This is a genomic window from Rhodocyclus tenuis, assembly GCF_014197755.1.
In the GTDB taxonomy this organism is placed as follows: domain Bacteria; phylum Pseudomonadota; class Gammaproteobacteria; order Burkholderiales; family Rhodocyclaceae; genus Rhodocyclus; species Rhodocyclus tenuis.
On the sequence record NZ_JACIGE010000002.1, the window covers coordinates 169,552 to 183,587 of the forward strand.

10 protein-coding genes are annotated in these 14,036 nt (G+C 67.7%); 7 read left to right on the forward strand and 3 right to left on the reverse strand.

The genetic code is table 11. The annotated features are described in order from the left end of the window. The first annotated feature begins 193 nt into the window (after positions 1-193). On the forward strand, positions 194-2,020 hold the full coding sequence (locus tag GGD90_RS03435; protein WP_153115875.1) for a bacteriohemerythrin: 1,827 nt from the start codon (positions 194-196) through the stop codon (positions 2,018-2,020). On the opposite strand, the gene GGD90_RS03440 is transcribed toward GGD90_RS03435, so the two are convergent. Continuing rightward, on the reverse strand, positions 2,013-2,594 hold the full coding sequence (locus tag GGD90_RS03440; protein WP_153115876.1) for a hypothetical protein: 582 nt from the start codon (positions 2,592-2,594) through the stop codon (positions 2,013-2,015). The two genes, GGD90_RS03435 and GGD90_RS03440, sit on opposite strands and share 8 nt — an antisense overlap. A gap of 211 nt (positions 2,595-2,805) precedes the next feature. Here GGD90_RS03440 and GGD90_RS03445 point away from each other — a divergent pair, with 211 nt between their 5' ends. Then, positions 2,806-4,209 carry an aminotransferase-like domain-containing protein gene (locus GGD90_RS03445; protein WP_153115877.1) on the forward strand — a complete coding sequence of 468 codons (1,404 nt, stop codon included), beginning with the start codon at positions 2,806-2,808 and terminating at the stop codon, positions 4,207-4,209. Between the two features lie 20 nt (positions 4,210-4,229). On the opposite strand, the gene GGD90_RS03450 is transcribed toward GGD90_RS03445, so the two are convergent. After that, a complete protein-coding gene (locus GGD90_RS03450; protein WP_153115878.1) occupies positions 4,230-5,630 on the reverse strand; it encodes a carbonic anhydrase in 1,401 nt (466 codons plus the stop codon). A gap of 340 nt (positions 5,631-5,970) precedes the next feature. On the opposite strand from GGD90_RS03450, the gene thiC reads away from it, so the two are divergent. After that, entirely contained in the window at positions 5,971-7,887 is a 1,917-nt protein-coding gene (gene thiC, locus GGD90_RS03455) for a phosphomethylpyrimidine synthase ThiC (protein ID WP_153115879.1), read from the forward strand. Between the two features lie 157 nt (positions 7,888-8,044). Here thiC and GGD90_RS03460 read toward each other — a convergent pair whose 3' ends face one another. Then, positions 8,045-9,235 (reverse strand): MFS transporter, encoded by a 1,191-nt coding sequence (locus GGD90_RS03460; RefSeq protein ID WP_228273674.1) that lies wholly within the window; start codon positions 9,233-9,235, stop codon positions 8,045-8,047. A gap of 206 nt (positions 9,236-9,441) precedes the next feature. Between GGD90_RS03460 and GGD90_RS03465 the strand changes: the two genes are divergently transcribed. From GGD90_RS03465 to GGD90_RS03480, 4 genes are all read left to right on the forward strand, one after another. Continuing rightward, positions 9,442-9,702: a YkgJ family cysteine cluster protein gene (locus tag GGD90_RS03465; RefSeq protein WP_153115881.1), complete on the forward strand. Its 261-nt coding sequence runs from the start codon at positions 9,442-9,444 to the stop codon at positions 9,700-9,702. 28 nt (positions 9,703-9,730) lie between these two features. Beyond that, positions 9,731-10,828 carry an NADH:flavin oxidoreductase/NADH oxidase gene (locus tag GGD90_RS03470; RefSeq protein WP_153115882.1) on the forward strand — a complete coding sequence of 366 codons (1,098 nt, stop codon included), beginning with the start codon at positions 9,731-9,733 and terminating at the stop codon, positions 10,826-10,828. 119 nt (positions 10,829-10,947) lie between these two features. Continuing rightward, complete coding sequence (locus GGD90_RS03475; protein ID WP_153115883.1) at positions 10,948-11,772, forward strand: undecaprenyl-diphosphate phosphatase; 825 nt, start codon at positions 10,948-10,950, stop codon at positions 11,770-11,772. A 160-nt stretch (positions 11,773-11,932) separates the two neighbouring features. Beyond that, positions 11,933-14,035 carry an RNB domain-containing ribonuclease gene (locus tag GGD90_RS03480; RefSeq protein WP_153115884.1) on the forward strand — a complete coding sequence of 701 codons (2,103 nt, stop codon included), beginning with the start codon at positions 11,933-11,935 and terminating at the stop codon, positions 14,033-14,035. Position 14,036 lies beyond the last annotated feature (1 nt).

A 14,036-nucleotide genomic window follows, 5' to 3' on the forward strand; every position in this document is an offset into this window, starting at 1 on the left:
AAGGGCGCCATAAAAATGGAAATTCGCCTGCTGAAGAACCCGGTCTTGCCCTAGACTGCCTCCACGAGTCGTTATTCACGCGCGCCGTACGCCGCGCCGCACTTCCGCCACCGTGACACCGCCCATCGCCCCAACTCCCGAAACAAGTGTTCCCGCGGCCAGACCTGCTGCCGCCATCCTTCTGGTCTCCGGCATGGCCAGCCAGCTGGCCGAGCAGCTGCGCGGTTCGCCGCTGCTCGCCAACACGACGCTGCACCTGGCGAGCGACATCGACGAAGCGCACGACACGCTGAATGCCGGGACGCCGATCGCCGTCACGCTGCTGCACGCCAGCGACGAGCATCCGGCACCGGCACACGTCGAAAGCGTGCAGGCCGTGCAGCCGCAGATGGCCGTACTGGTGCGCTGTGCCTCGGCCTTGCCGGCGGTGCTGGCCGATGCACTGTGGGATTCGGGGGTCGCCGACCGCCTGTTCACGCAGGACATTGCCGACTGGGCGGCGACGCTGAGTGCGGCCTTGCGCGAACACGATCGGCGCCGCCTGCATCTGCTGGTCAACGAATCGCCGGCGCGGCTCGCCGGTGGACGCAGTTTCGGCGAAGTCGCCGCGCTGGCGCTGCATCTGCTCGATGAACACCAGTTGGCCAGTCGCGGCGCGCTGTTCTGCATCGAACGGCACGACCCGGCTGCGCAACTGATCGCGGTCGCTGGCAAGGGCAGTTTCGCCGGCGTCAATTGCACGCCGCTGGCCGCCATCGAAGATGCCGCCGCGCGCGACATCGCCGGCGCCGCCTGGACCGGCCGGCGCAGCCTGTTCGGCGCCGGACACGCGGCCCTGTTCATCGAAACTTCCGCCGAGCGTACGCAACCGGCGCTGATCGTTCTGCAACTGGACGCTGCGCTGCCTTCCTGGCGTCAGCGCATTCTCGAATCCTTCACGCGTGCGGTCGCGCCGGCGGTCGAACACAGTCAGCTGACACAGCAACTGGTGCGCACGCAGCGCGCGATGATCTCGACGCTGGCCATGCTTGCCGAGTACCGTGACACCGAAACCGCCCGCCACGTGACGCGCGTCGCCCGGCTGAGCGCCGAAATTGCCGGCCTGATGGCGCGCGAGGATTTCGGCCGGAAGCTTGCGCCGCAACTGCTCGAACACATCGGCCACGCCAGCGTGCTGCACGATCTCGGGAAGATTGCCGTCTCCGAGAACGTGCTGCTCAAACCGGGGCCACTCGACGCCGGCGAACGGCAGCAGGTCAAGCGTCACGTCATCATCGGCCACGACATTCTCAAGCAATCGGTGCTACTCGCCACGCACGGCGAAGCGCAGCTGTTCGAGCTGGCCGCCGAGATTGCGCGCAGCCACCACGAACACTACGACGGCAGCGGCTATCCGGACGGACTGGCCAGCGAGGAAATTCCGCTGGCGGCGCGTATCGTCGCCGTCGTCGACGTTTTCGACGCGCTGATCAGCAAGCGGCCGTACAAGTATCCGTGGAGCGACGCCGACGCGCTGCGGCTGATCCGCGAGAAAGCCGGCACTCACTTTGACCCGGCAGTCGTCGACGCTTTCTGCGCCGTGCACGAGCGCAAGGCGAAGACACGCTTCATCGAATGGAGCGACGCAATGTCGGTCGGCAATCCCGAGCTCGACAACGACCACCGGCGACTGATCGAGATCGTGAACCAGCTTGGCGTCAACGTCGAACTGCGCAACCACAACAGCATCGAGTTCATCCTCGACGACCTGACCAGCTTCGTGCACGAGCACTTCCGCCGTGAAGAAGCCTATCTCGAACAGATCGGCTTCCCCGACCGGCAGCGCCACCGTGACATTCACACGACGATCATGGCGCGCATCGACAACGCGCGCTGGAAGTACCTGCAAGGCTTCCTGACGGCGATCGAAGACGAGCTTTTGAGCTTCCTGACGCAGTGGCTGAACCAGCACATCTGCGGCGAAGGCCGGCAGTACGCCGCCTACGCCGGCTTCGTCGAGGCCAGCAGCAGCATCAATTAGCCGGCATCCTGACCGCTCCGGCCGTCAGCACCGGCGCCGCCGCCCGCCCATCGATCCGCGCCCTTGCTGTGCCGTCTGCGGCAAGCAGCAGCACGCTCCCGGCATCAATGCGCAGGCCCGTCACGCTACCGGCCGCAAGCGGCCAGCGGCCGAGCGGCTGCCGGCGGCGAGCGTCGAACAGTTCCAGCTGCTCGGCGCCAAGCACCCACAACTGTCCGGAACGCGGATCGAGCGCGAGATCGCGCACGCCGCTGCTCGCCGCCGAGTGGATTTCGCCGAGGGGGATCGGTGCCGTGCCGGCGAGGCTGAAAGCGCGCACCCGGCCATTGCGCCCGTCGGCAAGAAAGAGCAGGCGGCCTTCCTGCCATTCAGCGATGAACTGGCGCGGCGGCGCACTCGCTGACGAGCAGGCCGCGACGAGGACGGGAACGAGAAGCGCCATGAGCAGCGACAGCAAGGCGACGCTGCTGCGCAGGCTGCGCCGGAAAGCGGCGTAGCGGTCGCGGCCACCCGCGAAAAAGCGCACACCGGCCAAGGGCAAAGCCGGCAGTGAAAGTGTCTGGGCGTCCGTCATCGCGATCTCCCCGCTGCAACCCTCCTGGCAGCAGGGCCGGCGCCAGCGGCGCCGGGACCACCCTGCTGCGGGCTGCTGTGCATTGACCCGGAACAGACAATAACGGACACTTTTAGCGATCAACAGAAACACTCTCGCGCGCACTGCACGACACCGTACCGGCCAAAGCGCCGGTACAGTCAGCAGCCAGCCGCAAACACCGGAGCCGCCGATGCTGCAACTGCGCCTTGACCCTGAATCCTCGCTGCCACTGGTCGACCAGATCGTCGGCAGCGTCCGCCAGCACATCGACGACCGGCTGCTGCGGCCAGGAATGCGTCTGCCGCCGATCCGCGGACTCGCCGAAAGCCATCACATCAGCCGCTTCACCGCCGTCGAGGCTTACGACCGGCTGGTCGCTGCCGGCTACCTGCAATCTCGGCGCGGTTCGGGCTTCTATGTCGCGCCGCGACCGGCCTCGGCGCGCCGCGAGCATCAGCCCGGCCCGGTCGAGCGCGCCTTCGACAACGCCGGCGTACTGCAGCAAAGCCTCGAGGAAGGCAACGGCCGGCTGAAGGTCGGCGTCGGCTGGCTGCCGCCCGAGTGGCTCGACGAGGAAGGGCTGCGCCGCAACATCCGCCTGCTCGCGCGCCGCGCCGACACACGCGTTGCCGGTTACGGCAGCGTGCTCGGTTACGCGCCGCTGCGCGAGCAGATCGGCCTGCGTCTGGCCGAAATCGGCATCGATGCGCCGGCCGCACAGATCGTCCTCACGCACGGCGCGACGCAGGCGCTCGACATCATCGCGCGCACGCTGCTCGTCGCTGGCGACTGCGTGCTGGTCGACGACCCCGGCTACTGGAACCTGTTCGCCAACCTCCGGCTGCAAGGCATCCGCCTGGTCGGCGTACCGCGCACCGACGACGGCCCGGACCCCGAGGCGCTCGCCGTACTGCTCAGCGAACATCGGCCGAAGGCCTTCTTCACGCACTCGGTGCTGCACAACCCGACCTCGGGCAATCTGGCACCGGCCAACGCTTTCCGTGTGCTGCAACTGGCCGAGCAGCACGATTTCCTGATCATCGAAGACGATACCTACGGCGACCTGCACCCCGGCCCGGCGACGCGCTTCGCGCAGTTCGACCGCTTCCGGCAGACGATCTACGTCGGCAGCTATTCAAAGACCCTGTCGGGCGCGCTGCGCGTCGGCTTCTTTGCCGCGTCACCCGAGCTGACCGCGCGGCTGGCCGACGTCAAGATCATCACCTGCGTGTCGACCTCGGAATTCTCCGAACGCCTCGTCTACCAGATGCTCACCGAGGGGCCTTACCGCAAGTTCGTCGACCGTGTGCAGGGGCGGCTGGCGACGGTCACCGAGCAGACGCTGCGCATGCTCGAACGCTCAGGCTTGGCGATCGACAACGAACCGAAGGGCGGCATGTTCGTCTGGGCCAGAATTCCCGGTAGCGCCGACTCGACGCCGCTGGCGCGCCAGGCCGCCGACGCCGGCATCATGCTCTCGCCGGGCAGCATCTTCCGCCCGCAGACGCAAGCCTCACCGTGGCTGCGCTTCAACGTCGCCTACGCGACCGATCCGCGGCTCGAACGCTTTCTCGGCGAGGCGCTGGGGCGCTGAAGTCGCCCGGCAGCGGTCGATCAGCGCGACTCCTTGATCAGCCGGTCGCTCGCCGGCTGCACCGGGCGCGCGTTGCCCGGATGCAGCCGGGCAAAGATCGCGATCTGCTCCGGCGACACCGACAGGGGCTGCTTGAACACCAGCCAGAGAACGCCTTCGCTGCACGGCGGCGTCGTCAGCGAACCCATGTAGGTGTAGTAGGCGCGATCCTTGGGCAGCAGTTCGCTGGCGTCGATGACGCGGCCGGGCGGCGAAAGATCCTCGTTCGCCTCCAGCGGCAGGTGGTTCCACACCATCTGGATCACCGGGTTTTCCGCGCCCCGTTCCAGAGCCACGGCGACCACCGCCAGACGCCCATCGGCGGCCTGATGCACCATGTGCAGCGACATCGCTGCGGCGCGTCCGTTGACGCGCTCCTCGGCCGGCTGGTGGAAGTGGAACTGCTTGAGCTGATAGATGTTACCGAGCAGCGTCAGCGTGCCGCCGGCCAGCGTCACCTGCACGGTGTGGCCGTTATCGAGCACCGAGAACGACGACGGCCGGTAATCGAAAGCCAGCGGATCGAGGTCGACACGGATGCCGTCGCGGATGTCGATCGGCGACTGGCGCCGGCCGTTGGCGCACTGCGCCCATTCGCTGCTCAGCCGCCCCCAGTTTTCCGGGCCGGTTTCGCCCGTGTATGACCAATGCACGGCACCGTGGCCGCCATGTCCGGCCGCCGCAGCGCGCGGCGCGCTGTGCCCGGTCGCGGCGCGCGCCAATTCCACCGGCTCGCGCCGCACTGGCCGCATTGCCGGTTTGGCCGCGGCGCGGACGACCGTATCGGCGATGGCTTCGGGCGCAGCTTCCTTCAGCGGCACCGGCGTGGCTCTGGCGGCCGCCTTGGCGGCGGCGCGTCTGGCCTCTTTCTGCAGCAACTCCTCGTTGGCCTTGCGCAGCTCGGCAGCGGCTTCGCCCGCCTCGGCGACGGTGCGCTGCGCGGCTTTCTGCACCTCGGCCGGCGTTTTCGGCCGGCAGACTTCGCGCAGCACGCGGTCGTCGAGCGTTCCCGAACGCACCGGCATGTCGAGCACCGCCTTGACCTCGTCTTCGCGCAGCAGCTCGCCTTCCTCTCGATAGTAGGTGCGCTTCAGCGTCGCATAAGTGCGCGCGGCACAGTCGTAGCGACTCTGCGCCTCGATGATTCGGTAGGACGTGCCGGTTTTCGGGTCGTTGATCGGCTTGTCGAGAACGATGCGACCGAGCGCCATCGTCTTGCCACCGTCCTTGCTGATGCTCGAACGGTCGATCTCGATGCGTTTGCCCTGCTCGACCAGAATGGGTTGCCAGCGCGACGCTGGCGTAGCCGCCGCCGCTGCCTGGGCAGCAGGCTCCGCGATCAGGGCGCTGGCGGCAAGGAAGGCAGTAAAGATGAGGCGCATGCTCGGCCTTTCGGGCGACGTTTTCAGACTTATCTCCTGCTTGACGGACAACGCCCGGAAAACTTTAGCGAACGAAATGCCGGCAGCGGCCACCAAACACTCAGCTGACAGGGGAAAGCGCGACATTCCGGCGGCTTCTTGCCATCGCCGGACGATTACAGTAACTTGCCCTCGCCGGTGCGCCACCCTCGCGAGCGCCGGCAGCTTCCGCCAGCCGCTACCGACAGCCAGCGCGACGAAGCAGCCTGCAGGCACGCCGGCCGACCATCCCTCCGCGCCGCCGTCTGCAGCCCCAACGGGCGCCGCACGCCCTTGCCAGCGCCTTTGCCAGGAATCAACCATGAACGCCAACGAACAATTCATCGCCGCAGAAGCCCATGTGGACGCGGCCGCCGTCGCTCCGCTACCGAATTCCCGCCGCATCTACGTCAGCGGCAGCCGTCCCGACCTGCGCGTGCCGATGCGCGAAATCTCGCAAGCCGACACGCCGACCGCCTTCGGCGGTGAAAAGAACCCGCCGATCACCGTCTATGACTGTTCCGGCCCCTATGGCGATCCCGACGCCGCGATCGACGTGCGCAACGGCCTGCCGCCGCTGCGCGCCAACTGGATCGACGAACGCGCCAACGTCGACGAACTGCCCGGCCCGACCTCCACTTTCGGCCAGCAGCGCGCAGCCAACCCCGAACTCGACGCGCTGCGCTTCCCCGGCCTGCACCGCAAGCCGCTCAGAGCCAAAGCTGGCGCCAACGTGACGCAGATGCACTACGCGCGGCGCGGCATCATCACGCCGGAGATGGAATACGTCGCCATCCGCGAGAACAATAACCGCCGCGCCTACCTCGACGGCCTGCGCGCCGCCGGCCCGCAGGGGCAGAAACTCGCCGATCTGATCGGCCGCCAGCACCGCGGCGAGCGCTTCGGCGCGTCGATTCCCGAGGAAATCACGCCCGAATTCGTGCGCGACGAGATCGCCCGTGGCCGCGCCATCATCCCGGCCAACATCAACCACCCGGAAGCCGAACCGATGATCATCGGCCGCAACTTCCTGGTGAAGATCAACGCCAACATCGGTAACTCGGCGCTCGGATCGAGCATCCAGGAAGAGGTCGAGAAGATGACCTGGTCGATCCGCTGGGGCGGCGACACGGTGATGGACCTGTCCACCGGCAAGAACATCCACGAGACGCGCGAGTGGATCATCCGCAACAGTCCGGTACCGATCGGCACGGTGCCGATCTATCAGGCGCTGGAGAAGGTGAACGGCAAGGCCGAAGACCTCACCTGGGAAATCTTCCGCGACACGCTGATCGAACAGGCCGAGCAGGGCGTCGACTACTTCACCATCCACGCCGGCGTGCTGCTGCGCTACGTGCCGCTCACCGCCAGCCGGCTCACCGGCATCGTCTCGCGCGGTGGCTCGATCATGGCCAAGTGGTGCCTCGCGCACCACAAGGAAAGCTTCCTCTACACGCACTTCGAGGAAATCTGCGAAATCATGAAGGCCTACGACGTCGCCTTCAGCCTCGGCGACGGCCTGCGTCCCGGATCGATCTATGACGCCAACGACGAAGCGCAGCTCGGCGAACTGAAGACGCTCGGCGAACTCACCGAGATCGCCTGGCGCCACGACGTGCAGGTGATGATCGAAGGCCCCGGTCACGTGCCGATGCACATGATCAAGGAAAACATGGACCTGCAGCTCGACTGGTGCAAGGAAGCGCCGTTCTACACGCTCGGCCCGCTGACCACCGACATCGCGCCGGGCTACGACCACATCACCAGCGCCATCGGCGCCGCGCAGATCGGCTGGTACGGAACGGCGATGCTCTGCTACGTGACGCCGAAGGAACACCTCGGCCTGCCCGATAAGGACGACGTCAAGGAAGGCATCATCACCTACAAGCTCGCCGCGCACGCCGCCGACCTCGCCAAGGGCCACCCCGGTGCGCAGATCCGCGACAACGCGCTCTCCAAGGCGCGCTTCGAGTTCCGCTGGGACGACCAGTTCAACTTGGGGCTCGACCCGGACAAGGCGAAGAGCTTCCACGACGAGACGCTGCCCAAGGAATCGGCCAAGGTCGCGCACTTCTGCTCGATGTGCGGCCCGCATTTCTGCTCGATGAAGATCACGCAGGACGTTCGCGACTACGCCGCGGCGCAGGGGCTCGACGAACAGGCCGCGCTCGAGAAAGGCATGGAGACGAAAGCGGTCGAGTTCGTGAAAGCGGGCGCGGAGCTGTACAAGAAGATGTAAGCCTGCCGAACAGGCTGCGCCAGAAAGCGAGCCGCGAATGCGGCTCGTCTTCTTTCCGGGAGCGCCAACTCGCGGACAGTTTCTCCCTGCGCAATCAAGGCAGGTACTCGTGCGAACCAGAGCGGAGCGATGCGCCCCGGACGGAGCGACGAACGCCTCAGTGCCGACGTTCGAGCCCGCGGGCCAGCAGCAGGCCGACAAGCGCGGCGGCGCCGCAGAACACCCCGGTCCACTGCCAGCCGCCAGCAACAGCGGCGATCCAGGCAACCAGCGGTGGCCCCGCGAACTGTCCGAACGACGAACACTGCTGCATCCAGCCGACCGTCGTCGACACCGTGCGCTCGTTCGGCGCCACATGCACCGCCAGGGAGAACAGCGTTCCCGGAATCAGCCCACCGACCGCCGAGAAGCCGACGACGGCTAGGAAGCGCAGCACCGGCAAGTCGGCGCTGGCCGGACTGAAAGCGAGCAAGGCGGCGCCGGCCATGCCGGCAAATCCGGCGTAAAGCAGCGTCCGCGCGGCAAAACCGCCGTGCAGCAGACGACCGGCGGCGACGTTGCCGACGACGTTGGCGAAACACGCGAGCGCGGTCAGCGCACCGGCGACCTGTCCGTTCACGCCGGCCTGCGCGTAGATCGACGGCAGGAAGCCGATCACCGCCAGCCACTGGCACGAATACATCGCGAAGCTGATCGCGATCCGCCACGGACCGGACGCGGTGAGCGTCGTGAGCAAGCGCTCGCGCCAGTGTTCGCTGACGGCGGCGACCGGCGCCGCCACGCGCCGTTGCCGGTCCGAAGGAACGCTGACGAGCAGCGCGAAGGCAGTGAGGAAAGACAGGACGGCAAGCGCCGCCCACAGCGAACTCCAGCCAAAGCCGGCCATTACCGGTGGGCCGAAAAGCAGCGCCAGCGAAGCGCCTGCGGGCATGTAGGCGCCCCACAGGCCGAGGTGAAGCGCGAGCTGCGGCGGCGGCACCAGCTGCCGGATCAGCCCGGGAACGGGCAACACCGCCAGCAGGAAGCCGCAGCCCTCCAGCGCCCGCAGCAACAGCAGGTCGGCAGGATGCTGCGCCCACAGCGCCGCCAGACTGGCGAGCGCGAGAATCGCCTGACCGGCGACGACGCTGCGCCGCATGCCGACGCCGTCCGCCGCCAGCCCGACGAAGACGCCGGAAAGCATTCCCGCCACCTGCACCAGCGACAGGAGGAAACCAGCTTCGACCAGCGAAACGCCGAGGGCGTCGCGCAAGAGCGGGATTGCCGGCGGGATCTTGCCGATGTGCATGGCAGCGACGATTCCCGAGACGATGACGACGGCAGCCGGTGAAAAGCGATGCAAGTTCAAGAGGTCTCGCGCAGTTTGTCTGGGTGGCAATTGTCTGCGAAACGAAGCCATGCCGCGAGGTCCGCGTGGCGGCATCGGCACGGGCCTGGCCGCAAATAGCGAGCGAAAACGGCGACTCATCGCCCGGATGAGCGAAAATGGCAGCCACGGCCTCTGCGGCCTGCGCCTTCTTGCCCGCCCCACCACCGACGCCCCCGCCACTGCCCATGGATTGCCGCCCCGCCTGCGCTGCCTGCTGCATCGCCCCGTCGATCGCGACGCCGATGCCCGGCCATCCGGCGGGCAAGGCGGCCGGCGTCGCCTGCGCCAACCTCACGCCCGAACTGCGCTGTGGCCTGTGGCAGCGGTCGGAACGTCCAGCCTGTTGCGGTGGTCTGCAAGCATCGCCGGAAATGTGCGGCGAAACGCGCGAGCAGGCGCTCGCTTATCTGGCGCAGCTCGAGATACTGACCGCCCCCGGAAGCTGACCTTCTGAACATCGATCAAGGAGAACGCATGACCAGCCCCCTGTTTTCCCCTCTCGCGCTGCGCGAGCTGACGCTGCCCAACCGCATCGTCATCGCGCCGATGTGCATGTATTCGGCTGTCGACGGCAAAGTCGGCGACTTTCACACCATGCACGTCGGCACGCTGGCGCAGAGCGGTGCCGGCCTGTTCATCCTCGAGGCGACGGCGGTGACGCCGGAAGGCCGCATCACGCCGCTCTGCCCCGGCCTGTGGGACGACGCCTGCGCCGCGGCGTGGGCGCCGGTGCTGGCCGCGGCACGCCAGCACTCGCAGATGCCGCTCGCCATCCAGCTGGCGCACGCCGGGCGCAAGGCGAGCTGCGCCGCGCCCTGGCTTAGCCGTGGTCAACTGGCGCCCGACGCTGGCGGCTGGCAGACGCTGGCGCCTTCGCCGCTGCCCTTCGAAGTGGGCGAAAGCGCGCCGCAGGCGCTCGACGCCGGTGGCCTTGCGCGCATCCGCGACGCTTTCGCCGCTGCCGCACGGCGCGCCGACCGGCTCGGCATCGACGCCGTCGAAATCCACGCGGCGCACGGCTATCTGCTGCATCAGTTCCTGTCGCCGCTCGCCAACCAGCGCAGCGACGCTTACGGCGGTTCGCTGGAAAACCGCCTGCGCTTTCCGCTTGAGGTGTTCGACGCGGTGCGCGCCGTATGGCCGGCCGGGAAGCCGCTCGGCCTGCGCGTCTCGGCCACCGACTGGGTCGACGGCGGCTGGGAGATCGAACAGACACTGGTGCTGGCGCAGGCGCTGCAAGCGCGCGGCTGCGATTTCCTGCACGTCTCCAGCGGCGGCCTGTCACCGGCGCAGCAGATCGTGCCGGCGCCGGGTTACCAGCTGCCTTTCGCGCGGCGGGTGAAGGCAGAAACCGGGCTGACGACGATCGGCGTCGGCCTGATTACCGAGCCGCAGCAGGCCGAAGCCGCGATTGCCGACGGCGACGCCGACCTCGTCGCGCTGGCGCGCGGCATCCTGTGGAACCCGCGCTGGCCGTGGCACGCCGCCGCCGCGCTCGGCGCGCAGATCGCTGCGCCGCCGCAATACTGGCGCGGCGCCCCGGCCGAAGCCGGACACGTTTTCCGCCGCTGACGCCAGCCGCCAAGAGCCGCCACGGCAGTGCCTCTGCGCGGCCGTGGCGCAATGCACACGAGCGGTAACATCCGGCCGGTATAATCCGGCCCCTTGTTCACCTTATCGAGCCTCGCCGCATGGACCCGCTGCTTCTGCTGAAAGCCGTCATTCTCGGCGTCGTTGAAGGCTTGACCGAATTCCTGCCCGTCTCCTCGACGGGCCACCTGATCCTCGCCGGCGACCTGCTCAACTTCAACGATGAGCGCGGCAAGCTGTTCGAGATCGTCATCCAGTCCGGCGCGATCCTCGCCGTCTGCTGGGAGTACCGCGCACGCATCATCCGCGTGCTGCTCGGCCTGCCGAGCGAGCGCTGGGCACAGCGCTTTGTAATCAACGTCGCCGTCGCCTTCCTGCCGCTGGCCATCCTCGGCCTGCTCTTCGGCAAGGCGATCAAGGCCAACCTGTTCAACGCGCCGACCGTCGCCACCACCTTCATCGTCGGCGGCCTGATCATCCTCTGGGCCGAGCGCCGGCAGCATCGCGTACGCGTCAGCGAAGTCGAAGACCTGTCGCTGTTCGACGCCATGAAGCTCGGCCTGGCGCAGGCCTGCGCGCTGATTCCGGGCGTTTCGCGCTCGGGAGCGACGATCATCGGCGGCCTGTTCTTCGGTCTGTCGCGGCGCGCCGCCACCGAGTTCTCGTTCTTCCTTGCCATCCCGACGCTGCTCGCCGCCACCGCCTACCAGCTGTACAAGGAGCGCGCGCTGCTCTCCTTCGACGACGTCGGCATGTGGGCGGCGGGTTTCGTCGCTGCCTTCATCTCGGCCTTCATCGCCGTGCGCGGGCTTTTGCGCTACATCAGCACGCACGACTTCACGATCTTCGCCTGGTACCGCATCGCCTTCGGCATCGTTGTGCTGCTCACCTGGCATTACGGCGTGATCGCCTGGAGCGACGGCTGATCCGCGCTGCGCTGCCACGCCGATTTCCGGGTCGCCAGCCGGCCGGTAAAAAGCCCCGCGCAAGCTGCGTGTCGCGCCCGTCGCCAGCGCGCTTTTCACCGCGTGAAATTGCCTTTCCACGGGCAAATCGGCGGCTTGAACGGCAGGTTATAATCGCCGCATGCATGTTCTCTTCGAAGAAGACGGCGCCTTCAAGACCGGCGCAATCCTGACCGACAACGACACCTCGTTGCAGGTCGAAGCCGTTTCCGGCAAACGCAGCAAGATCAAGGCGACGAGCGTGCTGCTGCGTTTTGCCTCGCCGACGCCCGGCGAACTGCTCGAACGGGCGACGCCGCTGGCCGGCGAAATCGAAGCCGAATTCCTCTGGGAGTGCGCGACGGATGGCGAATTCGCCTTCGCCGATTTTGCCGCCGACTACTACGGCCATGCGCCGTCGGCGGTCGAAGCGACGGCACTACTGCTCGCCCTGCACGCCGCACCGGTGTATTTCCACCGCAAGGGACGCGGGCGTTTCCGCAAGGCACCGGCCGATATCCTGCAGGCCGCGCTGGCCGGGCTGGAAAAGAAGCGGCAACAGGCGCTGGCGATCGAGCGCATGAGCCAGGCGCTGGCCGAATCGACGCTGCCGCCCGAATTCGTGCCGATGCTCGATCAACTGCTCTACAAGCCCGACCGCAACCGCCCCGAAACCAAGGCGCTGGAAGCGGCCTGCGCGCAAACCGGACTGTCTGCGCTGGCGCTGCTCGCGCGCTGCGGCGCCATCCGCTCGCCGCACGCCTTCCACCTGCGCCGCTTCCTCAGCGAACAGTTCCCGCGCGGCACCGGTTTCCCCGACATCGAACCGCCGACACCACCGGCAACGCTGCCGCTCGCCGATGCGCCCGCTTTCTCGATCGACGACGCGGCGACCACCGAAATCGACGACGCCTTCTCGCTCGCCCGCCTGCCCGGCGTCGGCTGGCGCGTCGGCATCCACATCGCCGCGCCGGGGCTGTCGATCGCGCCGGCTTCGCCGCTCGACACCATCGCGCGCGAGCGCCTGTCGACGGTTTACATGCCGGGCGACAAGATCACCATGCTGCCCGACGCAGTCGTCGAGCAGTTCACGCTCGCCGCCGGCCGCGCCTGTCCGGCGGTGTCGCTCTACCTCACCGTCGACGAAGAGTTCGCCATCGTCGGCCACGATTCGTGCATCGAGCGCGTGCGCATCGCCGCCAACCTGCGCCACCACGATCTCGAGCCGCTGTTCAACGCGCAGACGCTGGCCGACGGCCTCGGCGAATTCGAGTACAGCGCGGAACTGAAAACGCTGTGGCAACTCGCCTGCGCCTGCGAAGAGCGGCGCGGCAAGGCCAACAGCGCCGCCAGCTTCGTCGACTACAACTTCAGCATCGACGGTGATCTGGCCGACGCCGAATCCTGCCACGTCGACATCAGCCAGCGGCCGCGCGGCAGCCCGCTCGACAAGCTCGTCGCCGAACTGATGATCGTCGCCAACAGCCTGTGGGGCGGCCTGCTCGCCGAGCAGCGCATCCCGGCGATCTACCGCGCGCAGTCGGCGGGCAAGGTGCGCATGACGACGCAGCCGGCGCCGCACGATGGCCTCGGCGTGCCGCAATACGCGTGGATGTCGTCGCCGCTGCGCCGCTATGTCGATCTCGTCAACCAGCGCCAGCTGATCGCCTGCCTCAACGGCGACGCGCCACCCTTCGCCGCCAAGGGCGGACGCAATCAGGAGCTGTTCGCCGTGGTGCGCGATTTCGACATCGCCTACGCCGCCTACGCCGAATTCCAGCGTGGCATGGAGCGCTACTGGAGCCTGCGCTGGCTGCAGCAGGAAGACTGCCGCAGCATCGACGCCAGCATGCGCCGCGACGGCAGTGCCCGCCTCGACGGCCTGCCGCTGGTGCAGCGCGTACCGTCGGCACCGGAACTGCCGGCCGGCGCGCGCATCCGCCTGTCGATCGAACGCATCGACCTGCTGACGCTTGAACTCGGCTGTCGCTGGCTGGAAACGCTCGCCGCCGACGGCGCCGCGCCGGAAGAGGAAGAAGAACTCGTCGCCGACGCCGAAGAAGCCGAAGCGATCGTCGCCATGGCCGAAGAAAACCCGCCGGCCGAAGCCGTGCTCGATGAGGAAGCGGCCGCTGGCGCAGGCGACATAGCCGAACCGAGCGAACCGGCAAGCGCCGCCGACACTGCCGGCGCGGACGCCAAGCGCCTCGCCGCCAGCGACGCGCCACTGGTGGCGCTCGGCTGAG